Here is a 23,249-nt window from a genome sequence, read left to right on the forward strand (position 1 = left end):
CGCTGTGTCAGCTCACCTCACCGACCCCGAGCAGCTCAAGGAGCTCCTCGGCATCCCGTTCACGCCGGAGCAGACGGAGTGCATCACCGCCCCGCCCGCCCCGCAGGTCATCGTGGCCGGAGCCGGTTCGGGCAAGACCACGGTGATGGCCGCGCGCGTGGTGTGGCTGGTCGGCACCGGCCAGGTCGCCCCCGAACAGGTCCTCGGGCTGACGTTCACGAACAAGGCGGCCGGCGAACTCGCCGAACGCGTCAGGGCCGCGCTCCTCGCCGCCGGTGTCACCGACCCCGACGCGCTCCCGCCCGACGCCGGCGGCACCGCCACCGACCAGCCCCCCGGCGAGCCGCGGATCTCCACCTACCACGCCTTCGCCGGCCAGCTCCTGAAGGACCACGGCCTGCGCATCGGCCTGGAACCCAGCGCCCGGCTCCTCGCCGACGCCACCCGCTTCCAGCTCGCCGCCCGTACCCTCCGTGCCGCCCCCGGCCCCTACCCGGCGCTCACCACCTCGCTGCCCTCCCTCGTGGAGGACCTCCTCGCCCTGGACGCCGAGCTCGCCGAACACCTTGTGGACCCCACCGCGCTCCGCACGTACGACACCGAGCTGCTCGCCGCCCTCGACGGTGTGAAACTCACCAACGCCGACCTGCGCAAGGTCCCCGAAACCGCCCGTGGCCGCCTGGAACTGCTCGATCTCGTCGCCGCCTACCGGGCCGAGAAGCGCCGCCGCGACCTCCTCGACTTCGGCGACCAGATCGCCCACTCCGCGACCCTCGCCACCACCCGCCCGGAGGTCGGCCGGATCCTGCGCGACGAATTCCGTGTCGTCCTGCTCGACGAGTACCAGGACACCTCCGTCGCCCAACGACTGCTGCTGTCCGGCCTCTTCGGCGTCGGCACCGGGACCGCCACCGGGACCGCCACGGGGCATGCCGTCACCGCCGTCGGCGACCCCTGTCAGGCCATCTACGGCTGGCGCGGCGCCTCCGTGGCCAACCTCGACGACTTCCCCGTCCACTTCCCCTTCCAGGACGGCACCCCCGCCCGCCGGTACGCGCTCAGCGAGAACCGCCGCAGTGGCGGCCGCCTCCTCGACCTCGCCAACGGCCTCGCCGCACCACTCCGCCGGATGCACGAGGGCGTCGAAGCGCTCCGCCCCGCCCCCGGCGCCGAGCGCGACGGCATCGTCCGCTGCGCCCTGCTGCCCACCCACGCCGAAGAGCTCAGCTGGCTCGCCGACTCCCTCGCCCACCTCGTCCGCACCGGCACCCCACCCGGCGAGATCGCCGTGCTGTGCCGCACCGCCGGTGATTTCGCCCGCATCCAGGGCGAACTGGTCGACCGGGACGTCCCCGTGGAGGTCGTCGGCCTCTCCGGGCTGCTGCATCTGCCGGAGATCGCCGACCTCGTCGCCGTCTGCGAGGTGCTCCAGGACCCCACGGCCAACGCCGCCCTGGTCCGCCTGCTGATCGGCCCGCGCTGGCGGATCGGCCCCCGCGACCTGGCGCTCCTGGGCCGCCGCGCCCGCACCCTCGTCCACCACGGCGCCCCGTCCGACGACCCGGGGCAGCGCCTCGCCGAGGCCGTCGAAGGCGTCGACCCGGCCGAGACCATCTCGCTCGCCGACGCCCTCGACACCTTCCTGGAGGCCGAAGGACCCGACGACGGGCTCCCGTTCTCCTCCGAGGCCCGGGTGCGTTTCGCCTACCTCGCCACCGAACTGCGCGACCTGCGCCGCTCCCTCGGCGACCCCCTCATGGACGTGCTCCACCGGGTGCTCGCCGCCACGGGCCTGGAGGTCGAGCTGTCCGCGTCACCGCACGCCCTCGCCGCCCGCCGCCGCGAAACGCTCGGCACCTTCCTCGACATCGCGGCCGGATTCGCCGCCAAACAGGGCGGCGAATCCCTCGACGGCGACGCCACCCTGCTCGCCTTCCTCGGCTTTCTGCGCACCGCTGTCCAGTTCGAAAAGGGCCTGGACAGCTCCCTTCCCGGCGGCGACAACACCGTCAAGGTCCTGACCGCCCACAAGTCCAAAGGCCTGGAATGGGACGTGGTCGCCGTACCCGGCCTGGTCGCCAAGCAGTTCCCCAGCGAACAGGCCCGCGAGTCGTGGACCAGCCGGTCCAAGGTCCTCCCGCACGCCCTGCGCGGCGACGCCGCGACCCTCCCCGACGTCGGGGAGTGGGCCGCCCGCGGCCTGAAGTCCTTCAAGGAGGCGATGAAGCAGCACCAGGAGACCGAGGAACTCCGCCTCGGCTACGTCACCTTCACCCGCCCCCGCTCCCTGCTGCTCGGCTCCGGCCACTGGTGGGGGCCCCAGCAGAAGCGACCGCGCGGCCCGTCCGCCTTCCTGGAGGCGCTGCGCGAGCACTGCGAAGCGGGACACGGCGAGATCGAGCACTGGGCCGAGGCCCCCGAGGACGGCGAGGAGAACCCGGCCCTCTCCGAGGCCGCCGGGGAACAGGCCTGGCCGCTGCCCCTCGACCCCACCGCCACGGCCCGCCGCCGCGCCGCCGCGGCCACGGTCCGCGCCCATCTGGAGCGCCGGACGGAAGAGGGGACCGTCGTCGCCGCCGCCCCGCCGTCCCTGTCCGCCCACGACCCCGACTGGCCGCCGCCCCCGGCGGAGGACGCATGGGACGCCGACCCGTACGACCTCTCCGAAGCCGACCCGTTCGACGAGGCCCCGCCGTTCGACGATGCGGCGCCGTTCGACGAGGTCCCGCCGTACACCGTGCCCGGCCCCGGCCGGTTCGAGGAGACCGCGTCCTACGCCCACCCGGAAGCCGGCCCCGTCGACGGCGCCCCGGTGCCCGACACCCCCGAGGCCGAGCCGGCCCCGCTCCGTGCCCATATCGTCGCCCAGCGCGCCACCGAGCCGGACCTGACGGCACCCACCGGCCCCGGCACCGCCCACCCCGGCGACACCGCGCCGCACACCCTCCTCCCCGAGGAGCGGCGCACCATCGGGTCCTGGGACCGCGATCTGGACGCGCTCGCCGCCGAGCTGCGCCGCGCCCGCGCCACCGTCCGTGACGTCCCGCTGCCCTCCGCGCTCAGCGCCACCCAGCTGCTCCGTCTCGCCGCCGACCCCGACGGCTTCGCCCGCGAACTGGCCCGCCCCATGCCGCGCCCGCCGCAGCCCGGTGCCCGCCGCGGCACCCGCTTCCACGCCTGGGTCGAATCCCGCTTCGAAGAGCTGACGCTGCCGCTGCTGGGCCCCGACGAGCTGCCCGGCGCCGAACCGGGCGAGGCCGAGATCGTCGACGAGCACGACCTCGCCACCCTCAAGGAAGCCTTCGCCCGCACCCCCTACGCCCACCGCACCCCCTTCCGCGTCGAGGCCCCCTTCCAGCTGACCCTCGCGGGACGGGTGGTCCGCGGCCGGATCGACGCCGTCTACAAGGAGCCCGGCCCCGACGGCGACCGCTTCGAGATCGTCGACTGGAAGACCGGCCGGGCCCACAGCGCCGACCCCCTCCAGCTGGCCGTCTACCGCCTCGCCTGGGCCGAGCGCCACGGCCTGGAGCCGTCCGCCGTCGGCGCCGCGTTCCTCTACGTCCGCAGCGGCGAGGTGGTCCGGCCCGCCCGGCTGCCCGGCCGGGCCGGACTGGAACGCATCCTGCTCGGCGAGACCGCTGACCGGCCTCCCCCGCAAGGCCGATAGGCTCGGTCGTATGAGCACAACCCCGGACAGCGCCGTCCGTACGTACATCACCCGCCACCGCGAAGCCTTCCTCGAAGACCTCGCCGACTGGCTGCGCATCCCCTCCGTGTCCGCCGACCCGGAGCGCGCCGGCGATGTGCGCCGCAGCGCCGAATGGCTCGCCGCGAAGCTCTCCGACACCGGCTTCAGCACCACCGAGATCTGGGAGACCGGTGGCCTGCCCGCGGTCTTCGCCGAGTGGCCCTCGGGGGACCCGTCCGCGCCGACCGTGCTCGTCTACGGCCATCACGACGTACAGCCCGCCGCCCGCGAGGACGGCTGGCACACCGATCCCTTCGAGCCCCGGACCGTTGACGGCAAGCTCTACGCACGCGGCGCCGCCGACGACAAGGGCCAGGTGTTCTTCCACACCCTGGGCGTCCGCGCGCACCTCGCCGCGACCGGCCGTACCGCCCCCGCCGTCAACCTCAAGCTGCTGATCGAGGGCGAGGAGGAGTCCGGCTCACCGAACTTCCCGGTCCTGATCGAGAAGCACGCCGACCGCCTCGCCTGCGACGCGGTGATCGTTTCCGACACCGGCATGTGGTCCAGGGACACCCCCACGGTGTGCACCGGCATGCGCGGCCTGACGGACTGTCAGATCGACCTCTACGGCCCCGACCAGGACATTCACTCCGGCTCGTTCGGCGGCGCCGTCCCCAACCCCGCCACCGAGGCCGCCCGGCTGGCCGCCGCGCTGCACGACGCCGACCGCCGGGTCGCCGTCCCCGGCTTCTACGACGGCGTGATCGAACTCACCGACCGTGAGCGGGAACTCTTCGCCGAGCTGCCCTTCGACGAGGAGGAGTGGCTGCGCACCGCGCACTCCCACGCCTCCCTCGGCGAGGCCGGCAGTACGACCCTGGAGCGCATCTGGGCCCGCCCCACCGCCGAGGTGAACGGCATCGGCGGCGGCTACCAGGGCCCCGGCGGCAAGACCATCGTGCCGTCCACCGCGCAGCTCAAGCTGTCCTTCCGGCTGGTCGCCGGGCAGAGCGCGGCCGCCGTCCAGCAGTCCGTACGCGACTGGGTCGCGGCGAGTCTCCCGGCCGGCATCCGCCACCAGATCACCTTCTGGGGCGCCACCCGCCCGTGCCTCACCCCGCTCGACCACCCCGCGCTCCAGTCCGTCGTCCGCGCCATGGGCCGCGCCTTCGAACAGAAGATCCGTTTCACCCGTGAGGGCGGCTCCGGGCCGGCGGCCGACCTCCAGGACGTCCTCGGCGTCCCGGTCCTCTTCCTCGGCATCTCTGTGCCGTCCGACGGCTGGCACGCACCGAACGAAAAGGTCGAGCTCGACCTGCTGATGAAGGGCGTCGAGACCGCCGCCCACCTGTGGGGCGACCTGGCGGAGACCTGGCGCACGGCTTGACCGCGCGCGCAGCGCCGTACCGCTCCGCGCCCGTACGCAGCAATCACCCACGCCATAGGGGGAGTTGGAAACAGCAGTGACCACCTGGACCGACCACACCGCAGGCCGGCCGCTCACCTTCAGCGCGCCGAGCGGAATTGACCGTTCCGCCCATCACCGCCTCGACGAGGCCTGGCTGGCGGCGGCCTGGAGCCACCCGACGACGCGCGTCTTCGTGGTGTCCGGCGGACAGGCGCTGATCGACGACACCCCGGACGGCCGCACCGAGCTGATCACGACGCCGTCCTTCGAGGCGCCACTGACCGAGGCCCACCGCTACTACCTCGGCACCGACGACGAGGGCGTCAGCTACTTCGCCCTCCAGAAGGACTCGCTGCCCGGCCGCATGGACCAGTCCGCGCGCCCGGCGGGCCTGCGCGAGGCCGGTCTGCTGCTGTCCCCGCGCGACGCCGGTCTGCTCGTCCACGCCGTCGCCCTGGAGAACTGGCAGCGGCTGCACCGCTTCTGCTCACGCTGCGGCGAGCGCACCGTCATCGCCGCGGCGGGCCACATCCGCCGCTGCCCGGCGTGCGGCGCCGAGCACTACCCGCGCACCGACCCGGCCGTGATCATGCTCGTCACCGACGAGGAGGACCGCGCACTCCTGGGCCGCCAGGTCCACTGGCCCGAGGGCCGCTTCTCCACCCTCGCGGGCTTCGTCGAGCCGGGGGAGTCCATCGAGCAGTCGGTGGCCCGCGAGGTCTACGAGGAGGCCGGCGTCGTCGTCGGCGAGGTCGAATACATCGCCAGCCAGCCCTGGCCCTTCCCCTCCAGCCTGATGCTGGGCTTCATGGCGCGTGCCACCTCCTCCGAGATCCAGGTCGACGGCGAGGAGATCGAAGAGGCCCGCTGGTTCTCCCGCGAGGACCTGCGCGCCGCCTTCGAGTCCGGCGAGGTCCTCCCGCCGTACGGCATCTCCATCGCCGCCCGCCTCATCGAGCTCTGGTACGGCAAGCCGCTGCCCAGGCCGTGAGGGCCGGGCGGGTGCGGGCGGCTGTACGACGCCCGCAGGCCCGCCCCGTTGCGCGGCACGCAGCGGGCCGCCGGCCGGTCCACGTGGTGGATCCGGCCGACGGCCCTGTGCGCACGTCCAGCGGCGGCGCGGGGCCGCTCACGCGGAACGCCACCGCTGCCGGGGAAGCCCCACTGCCCTCCGGGACGCCGTGTCGCCACCGAGGCGAAGCGCCCCGCAAAACTGGGAAGGCGAAGCGCCCCCGGAGAACCACACAGGCAACGCCCCCGGAGAAGCCGTCAGGCCCCGACCTTCTGCTTGACCTGCGCCAGGGACGGGTTGGTCAGCGTCGAACCGTCGGGGAAGAGCACGGTCGGCACCGTCTGGTTGCCGCCGTTGGCCTTCTCCACGAACGCCGCGGACTCCGGGTCGTGCTCGATGTTGATCTCGGTGTACGTGATGCCCTCGCGGTCCATCTGACCCTTCAGCCGACGGCAGTAGCCGCACCAGGTCGTGCTGTACATCGTCACAGTGCCCGCCATGCGTCCCGCGCTCCTTCGATAAGTCTTGATGCCATACCGCCCGACGCCGTACTCGGCCCGGCCAAGCAACACAACGAGCATCGGGCCCCGGCCATTCCCGGTTCCGGTGACCAGGCCCTTTCCGGCTCTCCTGCACGGTCCCGCCCGCTCGACCGCCGTGACACAGCACACCATGAGCCGCGGCCGCGCACCGTCCGTAATCCACAGTGGACGCGTCGTGTACGACCGGGATGCGAGGCTGTGGACAGCTATCCCGGGCGGCTCTGCGGACCTGGCAGCATGGCGGGGTGACAGCAGCAACGGACTCCTCTCTCTTCCCACAGGTGCCTGACTCGGCCGACGGGGTGCTCGACGGGCTCGACCCCGAGCAGCGCGAGGTCGCCACGGCTCTGCACGGTCCCGTCTGCGTGCTGGCCGGTGCCGGTACGGGCAAGACCCGCGCGATCACCCACCGGATCGCCTACGGGGTACGGGCGGGGATCCTGCAGCCCGCGAGTGTGCTTGCGGTCACGTTCACGGCCCGCGCGGCCGGGGAGATGCGCGGCCGGCTGCGCCAGCTCGGCGCGGGCGGGGTCCAGGCCAGGACGTTCCACTCCGCGGCCCTGCGGCAGCTCCAGTTCTTCTGGCCGAAGGCCGTCGGCGGTGAGGTCCCGCGACTGCTGGAGCGCAAGATCCAGCTGGTCGCCGAGGCCGCCGCGCGCTGCGGCATCCGGCTCGACCGCAACGAGCTGCGCGATGTCACGGCCGAGATCGAATGGTCCAAGGTCACCCAGACCGTGCCGGCCGACTATCCGGCCGCGGTCGCCAAGGCCGGCCGCGACGCCCCTCGTGACCCGGCCGAGATCGGTCAGATCTACCGCACGTACGAGCAGCTCAAGCGCGAGCGCGGCAGCATCGACTTCGAGGACGTGCTCCTGCTCACGGTCGGTGTGCTGCAGGACCGGCACGACATCGCCGAGCAGGTCCGTACCCAGTACCAGCACTTCGTCGTCGACGAGTACCAGGACGTCAGCCCGCTCCAGCAGCGGCTGCTGGAGCTGTGGCTGGGGGACCGCGACACCCTCTGCGTGGTCGGCGACGCCAGCCAGACGATCTACAGCTTCACCGGCGCGACCCCGGACCACCTCCTCAACTTCCGCACCCGCCATCCGAACGCGACGGTCGTCAAGCTCGTCCGCGACTACCGCTCCAGCCCGCAGGTCGTGCACCTCGCCAACGGTCTGCTCACCCAGGCCAAGGGGCGCGCCGCCGAACAGCGCCTGGAGCTGATCTCGCAGCGCGACGCCGGCCCCGAGCCCGTGTACACGGAGTACACCGACGAGCCCGCCGAGGCCGAGGGCACCGCCCGCCGGATCCGTGACCTGATCGCCTCCGGGGTGTCGGCCGGCGAGATCGCCGTGCTCTTCCGTATCAACGCCCAGTCCGAGGTCTACGAACAGGCGCTGGCCGACGCCGGGGTGCCGTACCAGCTGCGGGGCGCCGAGCGGTTCTTCGAGCGGCCGGAGGTGCGCGAGGCAGGCGTCAAGCTGCGCGGCGCCGCCCGCTTCGGTGGCAACGACGCGCTGCTCGACGACGCCATGGACCTGCCGTCCGAGGTGCGGGCGGTGCTCAGCGACATGGGCTGGACGAGCAGGCCGCCGGCCGGCTCCGGGGCGGTGCGGGACCGCTGGGAGTCCCTGGCGGCTCTGGTGCGGCTCGCCGAGGACTTCGCCAAGGCCCGGCCCGCGGCCACCCTCGCCGACCTCGTCGCCGAGCTGGACGAGCGGGCCAACGCCCAGCATGCCCCCACGGTCGAAGGGGTGACTCTCGCCTCCCTGCACGCCGCCAAGGGCCTGGAGTGGGACGCCGTGTTCCTGGTCGGCCTCACCGAAGGCATGATGCCGATCACCTACGCCAAGACCGATGAGCAGCTGGAGGAGGAGCGCCGACTGCTCTATGTCGGCGTCACCCGCGCCCGGCTGCATCTGGGCCTGTCCTGGTCGCTGGCGCGCTCTCCCGGCGGGCGGGCCTCCCGGCGCGCCAGCCGCTTCCTCAGCGGGCTGCGGCCCGGCTCCGGGGCGGTGGCCGGTCGCCGTACGCCGGGCGCGCTCTCCGGGGGCGTCGAGCGCGGTGAGGGGGCGGCCGCGGTGGCACGGCGCCCCAAGCACCGCAGCCCCGCCCGCTGCCGGGTCTGCAACAAAACCCTCACGGACGCGGGCGAGATGAAGCTGATGCGGTGTGAGGACTGCCCCTCGGAGCTTGACGAGGCGCTGTATGAGCGGCTGTGTGAGTGGCGGGCGGAGCAGGCCGCGCGTTCCCGGCAGCCCGCCTACTGCGTCTTCACCGACAAGACCCTGATGGCGATCGCGGAGGCCGTTCCGGGAACCGAATCGGAGCTTGCGGTCATCTCAGGAGTGGGGCGGCGGAAGTTCGACCGCTACGGCAGTGACGTGCTGGCAATCTGTGCCGGCGAGGAGCTCGTGGGGGCCTCGGGAGACGGGTCCGAGGACGCCGCGGAAAACTCGTCGGAAAAATAGTTTGCGTGCGCGGAGCGCATCCCCATAGCCTTCGGAAGCAACGGAGACAACGGAAATCTTCCGAGATCCGATGGATCCGTGCTGTACTTGAACACCCTGGAACGGGATTCCCGGTCCACCGAGACGCCGAGAGGAGGCGAGCCCAGTGATCAGCATCATCGAGACCAACAAAATGACCGATCTCTCGGTCGTCGCCACCTGCCCGCTCGGCTCCTCGCTCCTTGGTACCGGTCTGTCCGGCTCCGGCCGTCTCTCCGGTATCGAGGTCGCGCGCCCCGAGTCCCTCACTGTGCTGACGCGCAGTGAGCGCACCGCGCGACCGACCGAGGCACCTGCGGTAGCAGCAACGGCGGCATCGGTGAATGCCTTTGCCTTCGCGGCGGCCAACGGTGCCGAATCCCGGAAGCAGTACCAGACGCAGCATGACATGTGGGCCTACCGCGGCCTCGAACCCTGGAGAGATCCAGCCTGATCGGCACGATCAGGTCGGCACCTTCCAGGGCCGCGGAACCCACACCGGGATCCGCGGCCCTTTTGTTTGCCCCACGCGCCCGCCACCAGCCGGGCCGAACAGACGAGGAACACACCACCGTGCAACTGCAGACGCACACCCCGTCCGTAGCAACCGACCTGATCCCTCCGCCCGACCCCCAGGAGAACTCCTTGCTTCCCCTCACCGAGCTCGACGACGAGATCGACCGCCTCGGCGCTGCCGTTCCGTGCCGCACCTACGACCCCGAGGTCTTCTTCGCCGAGTCCCCGGCCGACGTCGAGTACGCCAAGACGCTGTGCCAGACCTGTCCGGTCCGTGAGGCCTGTCTCGCCGGTGCCAAGGACCGCCGTGAACCGTGGGGCGTCTGGGGTGGCGAGCTCTTCGTCCAGGGCGTCGTCGTGCCGCGGAAGCGTCCGCGTGGCCGTCCGCGCAAGAACCCGGTCGCGGCATGAACACCATCGGCACAGGAACGATCGACCGTCCCGTCACACGGGATCCCCAGAAGCAGGACTTCACGATGAACCCCTCTCTCACCGACACCCCCGTCCCCGTGAACACCGACGCGATCGAGTCGCGTCAGAACAGGAACCTCGCCATGCAACTCATCCCAGAAGCCCTGGCGCGTGCGCATATGCACGAACGCCTTCAGGAGGCTGAATCGGAACGCAGGGCTCATCGGCTCGCCGCCGCGCGGCGTATGCAGCGGCGCGCCGAGCGCGCGTCGCTCCGCGCCCGCCGGGCGCTGGCGATGGCCGTGATGCAGTAAGGCGGCGCGCAGACGCCGCCGGCCATGGGGTCCGTCCGACAGGGCGGGCCCCGTGGTGCGTTGTATCCCGATTCACGGGGTTGACGGGGATATCGTCGGCTGGTGGACCAGAAGACGCACGAACAGGCGGAGTTGGCCGACGGAAACACGGTGTGCGCCGGCTGTGGCGCGGTCGCCGAGGGCTCTCCGCCGACCTGGACCTGCTCCGTCGAGAACGGTGAGCGCCGCTACTTCTGCGACAGCTGCGCGCGGGAGAACATCCGGGCCATCGAAGGGCGCCTGGACTCGAGCTGGTGGTAGGACCGAGCACCACCGAGGCCGGAAGGCCTCAGGCCCTCCCGTCCGCTCCGGTCGGCGGAGCGAACGGAAGGGGCCGTGCGGCCCGGTGGGCCGGGCTCAGGCCGTGGTCTCCTCGACGGCTTCCTCGCCGAGGTCCGCACCGATCTCTTTTTCCATGACGCTGCTGATGCCCGTGACGTCCGGGCCGGCCGGCTCCTCCTCGGGCACAAAGCCGGGCAGCCACGCCTCCAGCTCGTCGCGCAGCCGTACCGTCGCCCCCAGCTGGCACAGCACCCCGATCGTGCTCAAGGTCACACGGTGGATCAGGAGGTAGGCGGGCGGCAGATTGAGCTGCTTGCCCAACTGGTGGGCGGGGGAGCGCGGATCACCGACCCGGGCGGCCTGATGGCGCATCCAGCCCCGGGTGAAGGTGAACGCGTCCGCCTGGGCGGGTTCGATGATCGGCAGCAGATATTCCAGCACCGCGTCCGGATCCAGCTCGATGGACTCCTTGACGAAGCCCTCCTCGCACAGCAGCTGGTAGACGGCATCCGCCTCGCCGTCCAGCGTCATCCGCAGCGAGGTCCCGATCGTCCGCGGCAGCCCCTCGGGCAGCCGGTCGACGGTGCCGAAGTCCAGCACCCCCAGCCGCCACTCCTCGACCGGGCCGTCCGGGAAGTCCCCGGCCAGCAGCCGGAAGTTGCCCGGGTGCGGGTCGGCGTGCAGCAGGCCGGTACGGGCGGGACCGGAGAAGAGGAAGCGGGCCAGGAGCTGACCGGCCCGGTCCCGCTGCTCGTCGGTGCCGTCCGCGATCACCTCCGACAGCGGTACCCCGTCCATCCACTCGGTCACCAGCACCTCGTCGCACTGGTGCACCACGGCCGGCACCACCACATCCGGGTCGTCGGCGAACTCCTCGGCATGAGCCTGCTGTGCCGCTGCTTCCAGGGAGTAGTCCAGCTCCTCCGACACCCGGTCGCGCAGCTCGGTGATCAGTGGCTTGATGTCCATGCCCGGGATCAGCGGGCCCAGCAGCCGGGCGAACCGGCTCAGCTGGGCCAGGTCCGACAGCAGCGCCTGACCGGCACCCGGATACTGCACCTTGACGGCCACCTCACGGCCGTCGTGCCACACCGCACGGTGGACCTGCCCGATCGAGGCAGCCGCGGCCGGCTTTTCCTCGAACTCCTCGAACAGCTCCCGCCACTCCTCGCCGAGCCGCTCTGCCAGTACCGAGTGCACCGTGCTGGTCGGCATCGGGGGTGCCGCCTCCTGAAGCTTCGTCAGGGCGGCGCGGTAGGGGCCGGCGATCTCCTCGGGCAGTGCCGACTCGAAGACGGACAGAGCCTGCCCGAACTTCATCGCCCCGCCCTTCAGCTCACCGAGCACTTTGAAGAGCTGTTCCGCGGTGCGCTGTTGCAGCTCACGGCCGACGATTTCGGCGGATCTGCCGCCGATCCGCTTGCCGAGGCCCCAGGTGGCACGGCCGGCGAACCCCAGTGGCAGCGCGGCCAGCTTGGCGGTGCGGGTGACCGCCTTGCGGGGAAGATCAGACATGCGCCCCTCCAACTCACACTGTCCCCCAACCGGGGTTACTCCGTCATTGTGGCGTGTCACGGCCGAGGATCCGAGGCGCCTGCCGCACTCGGCGAGACGGCGGCGCCGCAGCCGCACTCCGGATGCGGCTCGATCCGCGCCGTCCGCACGCTTGCACACGGCGAGGCGAACTCCATCCGGGCCCCTGTGCACGGCGGTAGTTCACCGTCGAGGAACGTCAGCGCCTGGACGGCGGCGACCCCCGCGACCGCAGTTGCCAGCGCGGCATCGCAGGCCGGCACCGCGGGTGAACCACGCCCCGACCGCCACTGCGCCAGCAGCCGCGGCCAGGCCGGCTCCGCGTCCGTACGGCGTAGTTCATCGCAGCGGGCACAGGCCGAACCTCCGGGCAGCACCAACGGACCCACCACACCCGTGCCCTCGATCACCCCCGCGTAAAGATGTGGGATTCCGGCGGTGAGCAGCGGCTCGGAGATCACGGGGTCGGGGGCGTACGCGCCGAGCCCGTCGCGCGGGGCGAGCACCACCAGGGACAGCCCGGGTTCGCCGGATTCGCTGACCGGGATCCGCGGCCGTGGGGTGCGGCCCCAGGGGGAAGACCGGTGGACCAGCCGCTGCGCGGCCGCGTCCCGCCGCTCGCCGATCCGCTCGGCCGGCAGCCCGCCGGGCATCACGTCCCACGGCTGGACCATGCCGCCGTCGAACACCTCCACCCGGCCGATCCCCGAGGCCGAGAGCAGCGCCGCGACCGCGGCGCCGACCCGCCCCGCCCCCTTGACCCGGGCCCGGACCGCCCGGCGCGCCCCCATCCGGCCCAGGGCGCCCGCGGGGTCCGGATGCCGCACCGAGAGGGACGCCAGGTCGGGCCGCAGCTGTTCGAAGGCGGCGTGGTCCGCCCGTACCGCCTCGGCCGGCGGGCCGCCGGCGGTGGGGGCCTCCAGCAGCCCGGCCGCGCCGAGCCGCCCCACCACACCCCGCACGTGCTCGGGCGGGAGGTCCAGTAACGCGGCCTCCTCGATCAACCGCTCCATGGTGCGGGTGCCGTCGATCAGCGAGAGGAAGCTGCCGGTCGCCGTGTCGACCGGGCCGACCACCATCGCATGCGCCGGCGCCACGCCGAACCGCACGGTTTCCCTGTCCCGCCAGCCGCGCCGCAGCGCGGGCTTGAGCATCGGATGACTCATCTCCGCCCCCGTCCTTCGTCGTCCGGCTCTCAGCATGCGCCGTGCCGCGGATCCGTGCGGAAGTTATCCACAGGCGGTGGGCAACGGTCATACAAGCGGTGCACGCCATGGAGTGGTTCGGTGGCGAACCGTCCGCGGGGCGGGACTTACCGCACTGCCAGCGGGTAACGTCGGGCGCGTGCCCGCCGACCCTTCCCACGGCCCAGGGGAGACACCCTTGCGCCGCGCCGCTGACACATCGCGCAGGGCTGCCCCGAACCCGAAGGCCCGCGGGTCAGGCACCAGCGCCGTCGAGGTGCGCCGCAGCTCCCGGCGGCGCAGAACGGTCTCGGCGTACCGCGAGGGCGACCGCACGGTTGTCCTGATTCCGGCCCGTATGTCCGAGGCCGAGGAACGGCGTTGGGTCACCGTCATGCTGGACAAGCTCGCCGCCCAGGAAAGCAAGCGGATGCTGGGCGACGGGGAGCTGGCCGAGCGCGCCGAGCGCCTGTCCGGCCAGTATCTGGACGGCCGGGCCAGCCCCGCGTCGGTGCGCTGGGTGACCAACCAGAACACCCGCTGGGGATCGTGCACCCCCGCAGAGGGCAGCATCCGCCTGTCGCACCGCCTTCAGGGCATGCCGGAGTACGTCATCGACTACGTCCTGCTGCACGAACTCGCCCATCTGCTCGTCCCCGGCCACGGCCCCCGGTTCTGGCACCTGCTGGAGGCCTACCCCCGTACGGAGCGGGCCCGCGGCTACCTCGAAGGAGTGGTCGCGGCCGACCGGCTGCCCCATCTGCCCACCGCCCGCGGAGAGTGACCGCGGCATCGGATGAGATCCGCAGTGCCCCGGCATCGCCTGCTGTCGGCGCCAGCGGTTAGCCTGGCCGCGCAGAGCAACTCACAGCGGGAGCGGGGGACGGGCGTTACGTATGGCCAGGGAATTCCAGCGGGGCCACAAGGCCAAGATCGGTGATCTGACGGCGGGAACGGATCTGTACGTCGGTGTGCAGATCGCCGGGCCCGGCCTGACCTTCGACATCAGCTGCTTCGGTCTGGACGCCGACGAGCGGTTGTCCGACGACCGGTACTTCATCTTCTTCAACCAGCCCAAGTCGCCCGAGGAGTCGGTCCAGCTGCTCGGGGCGCAGGCCGGCGACAGCGAGTCGTTCCGGGTCACCCTCGACAAGATCCCGCCGCAGATCCAGAAGCTCTCCTTCACCGCCGCGCTCGACGGGGCGGGCCAGGTCTCGCAGATCGGACCCGGCTACCTCCGGATCGTGGCCGGCGGCGAGGAGGTCGCCCGCTACTCCTTCGACGGCAGCGAATTCAGCACCGAACGCGCCGTCATGCTCGGCGACTTCTACCTCAAGGACGTCTGGCGGTTCGCCGCGGTCGGCCAGGGCTTCGACGGCGGCCTCGACGCGTTGCTGAAGAACTTCGGCGGCGAGGTCGCCGAAGAGGCCGAGGCGCCGGCGCCGCCCGCAACGGCACAGGGCGCGCCCGGCTTCGCGCCGCCGCCCGGAGCCGCGGCCCCCGCGCCGTCCTTCGGGGCGCCCGCCGCCGCGCCCGTACCGCAGCAGCCCGCGCCCGACTTCGGCCCGCCCCAGGGCGCGCCGCCGGCGCCGCCGCCGGCCCCCGCGCCGCAGCCCGCCGACCCGCAGGTGCACAGCGCACCCACCATCGCCGCCCCGCTGGCCCCGCCCGGTGTGCCCGGGCCGCCCGGCCAGCAGCCGCCCGCCCCATACGGCCAGCCGGCGCCCGGTCAGGACCCGTACGGCCAGCCGCAGACCGCACCGGGCGGCTACCCCGGCCAGCAGGTCCCGCAGGCCCCGCCCTACGGCCAGCCCGCCCCGCCGCCCGGCGGATACGGCGCCCCGCAGGGGCAGCCCGCCCCGTACGGGCAGCCGGGACCGCCCCCGGGCGCCCCGTATCCGGGCGGCCAGGCCACGGCCGTGCCTCAGGGCGGCGGCCCCGGCCTCGGCGCTGTGCTGGACAAGTACAAGGAAGCCCCCACCGGCCAGCGCTGGACCCCGCAGAACAGCAAGCTGATCCGCGTCGACCTCGGCGTCGACGGCCAGCCGGTGCTCGCCCGCCAGGGCAGCATGGTGCTCTACCAGGGCAAGGTCGACTTCGGCTACAAGGGCGCCGGCTTCCGCGGCCGGATCGTCGGCAACGCCACCGGCCAGGAAATGCAGCTGATGCGCTGCACCGGCCAGGGCCAGGTCTTCTTCGCCGAGAACAGCGCCCATGTCCACCCCATCGAGCTGCAGGGCGACGCCATCTGTGTGTCCGCCGACAGCGTCCTCGCCTTCGACGAGTCGCTGCAGCACGAGGTCCGCCGGATCGAGGGCCACGGCATCCCCGGGGGCGCCCTGTTCACCATGCAGTTCCAGGGGACCGGCACCCTCGTCGTCAAGACCCAGGGCACTCCGGTCGTGCTGCCGGTCACCCCGACCACCTACGCCGATGCCAACGCCATCGTGGCCTGGTCCGCGGCCTCGCAGGTGATCATCTCCAGCCAGGTGAGCCTGCGCCGGCATGCCTTCCCCGGCCACTCCGGCGAGACCGTGAACCTCCAGTTCCGCGGCGCGCCCGGCAACTTCATCGTCGTCCAGCCCTACGAGGTCTGAGGGAGCCCGTAAGTCATGAACCAGCAGCAGCTGTCGGGCTACGCCCCGACCCCGCCCGCCGTCCGCATGGAGAACCACGGCAGCGCCATGGTGAAGATCGCCATGCAGAGCGGCCAGGACGTCTTCGCCCGCACCGGCTCGATGGTCGCCTACGAAGGCTTCGTCCAGTACGAGCCGAACCCGCCCGCCGTCCGCCAGATGGCCTCCCAGTGGATCACCGGCGAAGGCGCACCCCTCATGAAGTGCTCCGGGGACGGCCTGCTCTACCTCGCCGACTACGGGGCCGACGTGGTCTGCATCAACCTCAACGGCGACTCGCTCTCCGTCAACGGCACCAACCTCCTCGCCTTCGACGCGCAGCTCCAGTGGGGCGTGCAGCGCGTCAAGGGCATGGCGAAATTCGCCGGCCAGGGGCTCTTCAACGTCGGTATCTCCGGCACCGGCTGGGTCGCCCTGACCTCCCGGGGCACCCCCATCGTCGTCGACTGCGGCCGCGGTGAGGACGAGACGTATGTGGACCCGGACGCCCTGGTCGCCTGGTCGACCAATCTGAAGATGAAGGGCAAGCGCAGCTTCAAGGCGTCCTCGATGATCGGACGCGGCAGCGGCGAGGCATACCAACTGGGCTTCTCCGGCCAGGGGTTCGTCGTCGTCCAGCCCAGCGAGGACAGCACCGACCGGCTCCGGGCCCGGGGCTGAGGGGGAGGACCGAACACGCCATGCAGAGTCCGCTTTTCGCCTTCACCGAGGCACAGACCCAGGACCGCTACGCCCTGCAGAACAGCCAGCTGCTGCGCGTCGCCCTCCAGGGCCACGAGGACGTCCTCGCCCGTAAGGGTGCGATGGTCGCCTACCAGGGGCTGCTCGAATTCGACGGCAACTACCAGACGCCCGGCCAGCGGCGCGCCCGCGCGCACTCCGGTGAGGGCCTCGATCTGATGCGCGTCTCCGGGCAGGGCACGGTCTATCTGGCCAACCTCGCCCAGTACGTCCATGTCGTCGACGTCGACCACGACGGCCTGACCGTCGACAGCAGTTACGTCCTGGCCCTGGACTCCGGCCTCCACTGGGAGGTCGTCTCCGTCGACAGCCAGTACGGCATCTCCGGCACCGGCAAGTACCAGCTCAACATCTCCGGGCAGGGCAAGGTCGTTCTGATGACCTCCGGCCAGCCGCTGATGCTGCAGGTCACGCCCGACAAGTACGTCAACGCCGACGCCGACGCGGTGGTCGCCTGGTCCGCTTCGCTGCGCGTGCAGATGCAGGCACAGACCCACTCCTCGGGTGTGTGGCGCCGGCGCGGCAACACGGGCGAGGGCTGGGAACTCAGCTTCCTCGGCCAGGGCTACGCACTGGTCCAGCCCAGCGAGCTGCTGCCGCCGCAGAATGCCGTCGTCGGCTCCGGCGCGGCCGCCCAGTTCGGCATGGGCCAGCAGGGCGCCCGGGGAATGAACCAGGGCAACATCTTCACCAACTGAGTGCCGCCGAGGCGCCGTTGACGTACTCCGGCGCCCGCCCCGGGAGGGGGCGGGCGCCGGAATGCGTGTGCTGTCGGGCTGCCGTCTAGAGGAGTGCGCGGGTGCGCTCGACCAGGCGCACCACCGACGCATCGGCGACGCCGGGCACCTCGTCGTACGCGAACCACCGCAGATCCAGCGACTCGTCGCTGATCGCCGCCACCGCGCCCTTTGGAGCCAGCGCCGCGTACTGGACGTCCAAGTGCACCGCGCAGGGTGTGTGATGACGATCCAGTCGCACCGGGCCGCCGGGCAGCAGCGTCAGCCCCTGCGTGATCCCCGACTCCTCGCGCGCCTCACGCAGCGCCGCATCGGCCGGTGAGGCATCCTCCGGCTCGCAGTGGCCGCCCATCTGCAGCCACATCTCCAGCTTGCGGTGCAGGGTGAGCAGCACCCGGCCGCCGACCGGATCGATCACCAGCGCGCTGGCCGTGAGGTGTCCGTCTTTGCAGGGCTTCCACATGCCGTCCTGATGGGCGGCGAGGTGGTCCAGATACGCCAGCCGCAGCTGCTCCTGGTCGGCCGACGGCGCGGGCCACTCCTTGAGCACCCGCGCCGCCTCCTCATGCAGACTCACGTGGCGTCGTCACCCTTGCCCTCACCGGGAGCCTCGTCCGGGCCGTCGTTTCCCCGAGCGGGCCCGCCCGGATCCGGCGTGCCGCCGCTCGCGGCCTCGCCGAGCATCTTGTCGAGCTCGGAGAAGTCGGGCTGCTCGTGGTGCACGAACCCGTCCGGGTCGTCCAGGTCCGCCGCCGTCGGCAGCATGTCCGGGTGCTCCCACAGGCCGTCGCGGCCCTCCAGACCCCGCGCATCCGTCAGCGACGCCCACAGCCGCGAGGCGTCCCGCAGCCGCCGCGGCCGCAGCTGCAGACCGATCAGCGTCGAGAACGTCTGCTCGGCGGGGCCACCGCTGGCCCGGCGCCGCCGCAGCGTCTCCCGGAGCTTGTCCGCCGACGGCAGATGCGGCTTGGCGGCGGCGTGCACCACCGCGTCCACCCAGCCCTCGACGAGCGCCAGCGCGGTCTCCAGCCGGGCCAGTGCCGCCTTCTGCTCCGGGGTGTCCTCGGGCTGGAACATGCCCTGCTGAAGGGCGTTCTGCAGCTCCTCGGGGTGCTGCGGATCGATCTGGCCGACCACGTCCTCCAGCTTGGTCGTGTCGACCTTGATGCCGCGCGCATAGCCCTCGACGGCACCGAACAGATGCGAGCGCAGCCACGGCACATGGGCGAAGAGCCGCTGGTGGGCGGCCTCACGCAGGGCCAGATACAGCCGCACTTCCTCTTCCGGCACGCCCAGGCCCTCGCCGAACCCCGCGATGTTCCCGGGCAGCAGCGCGGCCTTGCCGGCCGGCCCCAGCGGAAGTCCGATGTCCGTCGAACCGACGACCTCACCGGCGAGCACGCCCAGCGCCTGGCCGATCTGGGTGCCGAACATCGCACCGCCCATGGAGCGCATCATCCCGAGCAGCGGGCCCGCCATGGCCTGCATCTCCCCGGGCAGTACGTCGCCCATGGCCGCTCCGACGCGCTCGGCGAGCGGGTTGACCAGGTCCTGCCACACCGGGAGGGTCTCCTCGACCCACTCGGCGCGGCTCCAGGCCACCACCGAGCCGGAGCCCGACGGCAGCGACGTCACACCGTCCAGCCACAGGTCGGCGAGGCGCACGGCCTCCTCGACCGCGCTCCGCTCACCCGGCGACAGGCTCGCGTCCTTGCTGCCGTCCTCGGCGCCCTGCGCGACGGTCTGCCGCGCAATGTCCTTGGCCATGTCCCAGTTCACCGGGCCGCCCTCGTAGGAGAGCATCTGTCCGAGCTTCTGGAAGGCCGCTCCCAGGTCGCCAGGGTTCATTTCGCCGCCGGGGCCGCCCATGCCGCCGAAGAGCGCCGCGAACGGGTTGTCCGCGCCGCCGCTCCCGCCGCCGAACCCGAACGGGTCCGCGGGGTCCTGGCTACCTCCCTGGCCGCCCTTCTTCTTGCCGTTGTCGCCGTCCTCCGGCTCCTCCGGCGGAAGGCCGAATCCAAATGGGGTGTCACTCACGGGTTTCCTCGGCTCGTAAGGCCGCCGACCAGGTGGCCGACGGCGGCTGCCCGACATCACCTCCAGCGTAGACACCCGGACCGCTTCGGGGCTCGGTGCTTCGCTGACCCGGTGGCTGCGGCAGGATGGACGCCACCTGGTGCGGACGTATCAGCACGTGTCCGCACTGAAGACAACCGCTGGAGACGCCCGGTGAGTTCCCCAGATCCGACCGTTCGCGCAGCGCGAAACGCTGCGGCCCAGACCGAGAAGGCAGGCAACACCGCAGGCGGGGCCACGGACCGGCCGCTGCGTCGGCCCGTGGTCGCCGTCACCGGAGCCGCATCCGGAGTCGGTGCGCTGCTCACTCGTGCCCTGGTCGCATCCGACGAGGTCAAGGAGGTGGTGGCCATCGACGAGCGGCGCGGCGACGTCGCCGAGGCGCACTGGCACGTCCTGGACGTCCGGGACCCGGCCATCGCCGACAAGCTGCGCGGCGCCGATGTCGTCGTCCACCTCGCGCTCGACCTCGACCTGGAGACCGACGACGCGGCGCGCACCGCGTACAACGTGCGCGGCACCCAGACCGTGCTCACCGCCGCCGCGGCCGCCGGCATCCACCGGGTGGTGCTGTGTACCTCCGCCATGGTCTACGGGGCGCTGCCCGACAACGATGTTCCCCTGGCAGAGGACTCCGAGCTGCGGGCCACCGCGGACGCCACCGGTGTCGGCGACCTCCTGGAGATCGAGCACCTGGCGCACCGCGCACCCCGCGCGCACCCCGGCCTGAACGTCACCGTGCTGCGCCCCACCGTCCTGGTGGGCGGCACGGATACCGCGCTGACCCGCTACTTCGAGTCGCCCCGCCTCCTGGTCGTCGCCGGATCCCGCCCCGCCTGGCAGTTCTGCCACGTCGAGGACCTGGTCAGCGCCCTGGAGTTCGCCGCGCTGGAGAAGGTCGACGGCGAGCTGGCGGTGGGCTGCGACGGCTGGCTGGAGCAGGAGGAGGTCGAGGAGCTCTCCGGCATCCGGCGCATGGAGCTGCCGTCCTCGGTGGCCCTGGGCGCCGCCGCCCGCCTGCACCGCATCGGCCTGACGCCGTCGCCCGCCGGGGACCTCGCGTACACGATGCATCCGTGGGTGGTCAGCGGCAGCCGGCTGCACGATGCGGGCTGGCGTCCCCGGTGGACGAACGAGGAGGTGCTCGCCGAGCTCCTGGAGGAGGTCGCCGGACGGCACACCGTCGCGGGCCGCAGGCTGGGCCGCAAGGACGCCACCGCCGCGGGTGCCGCCGGTGCCACCGTCGCCCTCCTGGGCACCGCCGCGCTGGTCCGGCGCGCCCGTAAGGCCCGCCGCCGGATCTGAGCGGAACCCGGCCCGCCGGGCTGGAGGAGTCTCCATACGGCGGCCGGGACGACCGGCGGAAACGGCCATTCCCCACCGTGCCCGCGTACGGCACGATGGGGGTATGTCTGGCATGCCTTCCCCCTCGACCCCCGGCCGCGACCACCCCGGTGAGCAGGCCGCGCCGGACCCGATCCGGCTCCTGGGGATCCGCGACAGCGCGCTGTCCGTGGACGAGGTGTTCGCGGCCGTGGGAGACACGGCCGCCGGCGGCACGGCCCTGTTCGTCGGCACGGTCCGCTCGCACGACAACGGCGCGGACGTCGACGGCCTGGGCTACTCCGCGCACCCGACGGCCGAGGCGGAGATGCGCCGGATCGCCAAGAAGGTGATCGCCGAATTCCCGGTGCGGGCGCTGGCCGCCGTCCATCGAGTGGGCGATCTGCGCATCGGCGATCTGGCCGTGGTGGTCGCGGTGTCCTGCCCGCACCGTGGCGAGGCGTTCGAGGCCTGCCGCAAGATGATCGACGATCTCAAGCACCAGGCGCCGATCTGGAAGCATCAGACGTTCTCCGACGGCACCGAAGAGTGGGTGGGAGCGTAGCGCCGTTCCCGTGCGCGGAGGGCGGGGCGACGCGTCGTGCCGTCGTCCGGGGGCGGAGGCTCGCCCCGGTGCGTAACGGCGCGATCCCGGGGCAGGCGACATGACAGACGCGGCGGGCTGTGGCCTGTAGCCACGGGGTGGTGGCCGCCGAACATGAGGCCGAACCGGTGCCTTGTGTTCCGGTTGCGTAACCCGCCCCCTGGCGTGAGCGTTTATCCAGCAGATGGTTAATCTGCTTATTCGTCGATCGCGGTCGTACAAGGGGTTGGGAGGTCGCTGATGGGTGCGCTCCTCTGGTTGCTGATTCCGGTTGGTGCCGGGCTGATTGCCGCGGTGTGGAGCAGCTGGGCCCTACGGAACCGCAAGGCCGGGGATGTTGCGGAGCTCGCGGGCTATGCACGGTTCCGTGACGCCATGGAGAGAGAGCACTCCGTTCCCGACCCCGCCTCGGACCCCGTCTGACGTTCCCCGCCGGTTCGCGAAAGCAAGCATCACCCTTTGGGATGACGGCCGCTCACGGGCGGGTGTTCGACCTCGTACGGACGGCCCCGCGGGCCGGTTGTCATACCCGTCCCGTACTGTCGTTCCATGCCACGCCGCACCGCGACGCTGCTCGCCTCGACCCTGATGCTGATCGCGCTGCTCTGCGCCGGGGTACTGATCCCCGTGCCGTACTCCGAGATGTCTCCGGGGCCGACGGTCAACACCCTTGGTGATCACGCCGGCGAGCCGGTGCTGCAGATCTCCGGACGCAAGACGTTCCCGACGACCGGTCATCTCAACATGACCACCGTCCGGGTCACCGGCCCCGACTACCGCATGAACCTGTTCGAGGCGGTGTACGGCTGGCTCGACCACGACAACGCCGTGGTGCCGCACAAGACGCTCTACCCCGAGGGGCAGACGGCCGAGCAGGCCGACCAGGAGAACGCCGAGGAGTTCAGCCAGTCCCAGGAGAGCGCCAAGGTCTCCGCCCTCAACCAGCTGCACGTCCCGGTCGCCACCCAGACCGTCGTCGGTTCCGTCGTCAAGAACAAGCCGGCCGACGGGCGGCTGCACGCGGGCGATGTGATCAAGGCGGTGGACGGCACGGAGGTCAAGCAGGCCGGTGACGTCGCCAAGCTCGTCACCCGGCACAAGCCGGGCGAGAAGGTCACCTTCACGATCATCCCCGCCAAGGACGCCGCCGCGGCGGAGAAGCGGGGCAAGAAGCCCGGGACCGGCGCGAAGCAGATCACGATCACCACGCAGAAGGCCGACGACGGCCGCGCCATCGTGGGCATCCAGGCCGGGGTGGATCACATCTTCCCGTTCCCCATCGACGTCAAGCTGGCCGATGTCGGCGGCCCGAGCGCCGGGCTGATGTTCGCGCTCGGCATCGTCGACAAGCTCACGCCCGGGGACATGACGGGCGGCAAGTTCGTGGCCGGTACGGGCACCATCGACGACAAGGGCAAGGTCGGCCCGATCGGTGGCATCTCGATGAAGACGGTCGGTGCGCACGACAAGGGCGCTCAGTACTTCCTGACGCCCAAGGAGAACTGCGCCGCAGCGGCCAAGGACACCCCGCAGGGGCTCACCCTGGTCAAGGTCGGCACCATAGGCGACGCCGTCAAGGCGCTGGAGAAGATCCGCAAGGGCGACACCGCGGGCCTGCCGAGCTGCAGCCCCGCGGGTCGCTCCTAGGCTCCTGGAGCCTGTCCGACGGTTCAGGGCCGGCCCGGCCCGGAGCGAGAATCCGCCC

21 protein-coding genes are annotated in these 23,249 nt (G+C 72.0%); 16 read left to right on the top strand and 5 right to left on the bottom strand.

The window, feature by feature from the left end; all coding sequences use genetic code 11:
* The first annotated feature begins 4 nt into the window (after positions 1 to 4).
* The 3 genes from ACWGI6_RS11815 (at position 5) to nudC (ending at position 6,093) form a co-directional block, all read left to right on the top strand.
* Positions 5 to 3,670, top strand: a complete 3,666-nt coding sequence (locus ACWGI6_RS11815; protein WP_453267349.1) for a UvrD-helicase domain-containing protein — start codon at positions 5 to 7, stop codon at positions 3,668 to 3,670.
* A 10-nt stretch (positions 3,671 to 3,680) separates the two neighbouring features.
* Positions 3,681 to 5,081, top strand: a complete 1,401-nt coding sequence (locus tag ACWGI6_RS11820; protein ID WP_453267350.1) for a dipeptidase — start codon at positions 3,681 to 3,683, stop codon at positions 5,079 to 5,081.
* 76 nt (positions 5,082 to 5,157) lie between these two features.
* Entirely contained in the window at positions 5,158 to 6,093 is a 936-nt protein-coding gene (gene nudC, locus ACWGI6_RS11825; protein WP_393907663.1) for an NAD(+) diphosphatase, read from the top strand.
* Positions 6,094 to 6,371: 278 nt separating this feature from the next.
* Here nudC and ACWGI6_RS11830 read toward each other — a convergent pair whose 3' ends face one another.
* Complete coding sequence (locus ACWGI6_RS11830) at positions 6,372 to 6,614, bottom strand: mycoredoxin (RefSeq protein ID WP_030089449.1); 243 nt, start codon at positions 6,612 to 6,614, stop codon at positions 6,372 to 6,374.
* Between the two features lie 230 nt (positions 6,615 to 6,844).
* On the opposite strand from ACWGI6_RS11830, the gene ACWGI6_RS11835 reads away from it, so the two are divergent.
* The 5 genes from ACWGI6_RS11835 (at position 6,845) to ACWGI6_RS11855 (ending at position 10,689) form a co-directional block, all read left to right on the top strand.
* Entirely contained in the window at positions 6,845 to 9,130 is a 2,286-nt protein-coding gene (locus tag ACWGI6_RS11835) for an ATP-dependent DNA helicase UvrD2 (RefSeq protein WP_453267351.1), read from the top strand.
* A 145-nt stretch (positions 9,131 to 9,275) separates the two neighbouring features.
* Positions 9,276 to 9,602, top strand: coding sequence for a hypothetical protein (locus tag ACWGI6_RS11840; RefSeq protein ID WP_453267352.1), 327 nt, complete (start codon positions 9,276 to 9,278; stop codon positions 9,600 to 9,602).
* A gap of 119 nt (positions 9,603 to 9,721) precedes the next feature.
* The gene (locus tag ACWGI6_RS11845) at positions 9,722 to 10,075 is read left to right on the top strand and encodes a WhiB family transcriptional regulator (RefSeq protein WP_026169602.1); all 354 of its coding nucleotides are present in this window, start codon (positions 9,722 to 9,724) and stop codon (positions 10,073 to 10,075) included.
* The gene (locus tag ACWGI6_RS11850; RefSeq protein WP_453267353.1) at positions 10,072 to 10,389 is read left to right on the top strand and encodes a hypothetical protein; all 318 of its coding nucleotides are present in this window, start codon (positions 10,072 to 10,074) and stop codon (positions 10,387 to 10,389) included. The genes ACWGI6_RS11845 and ACWGI6_RS11850 overlap by 4 nt, the downstream gene beginning before the upstream one ends.
* Positions 10,390 to 10,491: 102 nt before the next feature.
* Positions 10,492 to 10,689: a hypothetical protein gene (locus tag ACWGI6_RS11855; protein WP_393907659.1), complete on the top strand. Its 198-nt coding sequence runs from the start codon at positions 10,492 to 10,494 to the stop codon at positions 10,687 to 10,689.
* 96 nt (positions 10,690 to 10,785) lie between these two features.
* On the opposite strand, the gene ACWGI6_RS11860 is transcribed toward ACWGI6_RS11855, so the two are convergent.
* Positions 10,786 to 12,225: an ABC1 kinase family protein gene (locus tag ACWGI6_RS11860; protein WP_453267354.1), complete on the bottom strand. Its 1,440-nt coding sequence runs from the start codon at positions 12,223 to 12,225 to the stop codon at positions 10,786 to 10,788.
* A 56-nt stretch (positions 12,226 to 12,281) separates the two neighbouring features.
* A complete protein-coding gene (locus tag ACWGI6_RS11865) occupies positions 12,282 to 13,409 on the bottom strand; it encodes a ThiF family adenylyltransferase (protein WP_453267355.1) in 1,128 nt (375 codons plus the stop codon).
* Positions 13,410 to 13,587: 178 nt separating this feature from the next.
* On the opposite strand from ACWGI6_RS11865, the gene ACWGI6_RS11870 reads away from it, so the two are divergent.
* The 4 genes from ACWGI6_RS11870 to ACWGI6_RS11885 all read left to right on the top strand — a co-directional run bounded on the left by ACWGI6_RS11870 (position 13,588) and on the right by ACWGI6_RS11885 (position 17,502).
* The gene (locus tag ACWGI6_RS11870) at positions 13,588 to 14,211 is read left to right on the top strand and encodes a M48 metallopeptidase family protein (RefSeq protein ID WP_393907656.1); all 624 of its coding nucleotides are present in this window, start codon (positions 13,588 to 13,590) and stop codon (positions 14,209 to 14,211) included.
* A 112-nt stretch (positions 14,212 to 14,323) separates the two neighbouring features.
* A complete protein-coding gene (locus ACWGI6_RS11875; protein WP_453267356.1) occupies positions 14,324 to 16,024 on the top strand; it encodes a TerD family protein in 1,701 nt (566 codons plus the stop codon).
* Positions 16,025 to 16,039: 15 nt separating this feature from the next.
* Positions 16,040 to 16,723: an AIM24 family protein gene (locus tag ACWGI6_RS11880; RefSeq protein ID WP_453267357.1), complete on the top strand. Its 684-nt coding sequence runs from the start codon at positions 16,040 to 16,042 to the stop codon at positions 16,721 to 16,723.
* Positions 16,724 to 16,743: 20 nt separating this feature from the next.
* The gene (locus ACWGI6_RS11885; protein ID WP_453267358.1) at positions 16,744 to 17,502 is read left to right on the top strand and encodes an AIM24 family protein; all 759 of its coding nucleotides are present in this window, start codon (positions 16,744 to 16,746) and stop codon (positions 17,500 to 17,502) included.
* Between the two features lie 85 nt (positions 17,503 to 17,587).
* On the opposite strand, the gene ACWGI6_RS11890 is transcribed toward ACWGI6_RS11885, so the two are convergent.
* On the bottom strand, positions 17,588 to 18,118 hold the full coding sequence (locus ACWGI6_RS11890; RefSeq protein ID WP_453267359.1) for an NUDIX hydrolase: 531 nt from the start codon (positions 18,116 to 18,118) through the stop codon (positions 17,588 to 17,590).
* Positions 18,115 to 19,578 carry a zinc-dependent metalloprotease gene (locus ACWGI6_RS11895; RefSeq protein WP_453267360.1) on the bottom strand — a complete coding sequence of 488 codons (1,464 nt, stop codon included), beginning with the start codon at positions 19,576 to 19,578 and terminating at the stop codon, positions 18,115 to 18,117. Before ACWGI6_RS11895 ends, ACWGI6_RS11890 begins: the two co-directional genes overlap by 4 nt.
* Positions 19,579 to 19,770: 192 nt before the next feature.
* On the opposite strand from ACWGI6_RS11895, the gene ACWGI6_RS11900 reads away from it, so the two are divergent.
* From ACWGI6_RS11900 to ACWGI6_RS11915, 4 genes are all read left to right on the top strand, one after another.
* On the top strand, positions 19,771 to 20,922 hold the full coding sequence (locus ACWGI6_RS11900; RefSeq protein ID WP_393907650.1) for an SDR family oxidoreductase: 1,152 nt from the start codon (positions 19,771 to 19,773) through the stop codon (positions 20,920 to 20,922).
* A 103-nt stretch (positions 20,923 to 21,025) separates the two neighbouring features.
* Positions 21,026 to 21,505: a molybdenum cofactor biosynthesis protein MoaE gene (locus tag ACWGI6_RS11905; protein WP_453267361.1), complete on the top strand. Its 480-nt coding sequence runs from the start codon at positions 21,026 to 21,028 to the stop codon at positions 21,503 to 21,505.
* Positions 21,506 to 21,784: 279 nt separating this feature from the next.
* Positions 21,785 to 21,967 carry a hypothetical protein gene (locus ACWGI6_RS11910; RefSeq protein ID WP_393907648.1) on the top strand — a complete coding sequence of 61 codons (183 nt, stop codon included), beginning with the start codon at positions 21,785 to 21,787 and terminating at the stop codon, positions 21,965 to 21,967.
* A 126-nt stretch (positions 21,968 to 22,093) separates the two neighbouring features.
* Positions 22,094 to 23,191 carry a YlbL family protein gene (locus ACWGI6_RS11915; protein ID WP_453267362.1) on the top strand — a complete coding sequence of 366 codons (1,098 nt, stop codon included), beginning with the start codon at positions 22,094 to 22,096 and terminating at the stop codon, positions 23,189 to 23,191.
* Positions 23,192 to 23,249: the final 58 nt, after the last annotated feature.

The sequence above is a fragment of the Streptomyces sp. NPDC054786 genome (assembly GCF_053611685.1).

Bases quoted from the DNA above. Each gene is read 5' to 3' on its own strand.
- ACWGI6_RS11820 (WP_453267350.1), top strand. From the start codon at position 3,681: ATGAGCACAACCCCGGACAGCGCCGTCCGTACGTACATCACCCGCCAC.
- ACWGI6_RS11910 (WP_393907648.1), top strand. From the start codon at position 21,785: ATGGGTGCGCTCCTCTGGTTGCTGATTCCGGTTGGTGCCGGGCTGATT.
- ACWGI6_RS11905 (WP_453267361.1), top strand. From the start codon at position 21,026: ATGTCTGGCATGCCTTCCCCCTCGACCCCCGGCCGCGACCACCCCGGT.
- ACWGI6_RS11850 (WP_453267353.1), top strand. From the start codon at position 10,072: ATGAACACCATCGGCACAGGAACGATCGACCGTCCCGTCACACGGGAT.
- ACWGI6_RS11880 (WP_453267357.1), top strand. From the start codon at position 16,040: ATGAACCAGCAGCAGCTGTCGGGCTACGCCCCGACCCCGCCCGCCGTC.
- ACWGI6_RS11865 (WP_453267355.1), bottom strand. From the start codon at position 13,409: ATGAGTCATCCGATGCTCAAGCCCGCGCTGCGGCGCGGCTGGCGGGAC.
- ACWGI6_RS11915 (WP_453267362.1), top strand. From the start codon at position 22,094: ATGCCACGCCGCACCGCGACGCTGCTCGCCTCGACCCTGATGCTGATC.
- ACWGI6_RS11875 (WP_453267356.1), top strand. From the start codon at position 14,324: ATGGCCAGGGAATTCCAGCGGGGCCACAAGGCCAAGATCGGTGATCTG.
- ACWGI6_RS11835 (WP_453267351.1), top strand. From the start codon at position 6,845: ATGCGAGGCTGTGGACAGCTATCCCGGGCGGCTCTGCGGACCTGGCAG.
- ACWGI6_RS11885 (WP_453267358.1), top strand. From the start codon at position 16,744: ATGCAGAGTCCGCTTTTCGCCTTCACCGAGGCACAGACCCAGGACCGC.
- ACWGI6_RS11860 (WP_453267354.1), bottom strand. From the start codon at position 12,225: ATGTCTGATCTTCCCCGCAAGGCGGTCACCCGCACCGCCAAGCTGGCC.
- ACWGI6_RS11830 (WP_030089449.1), bottom strand. From the start codon at position 6,614: ATGGCGGGCACTGTGACGATGTACAGCACGACCTGGTGCGGCTACTGC.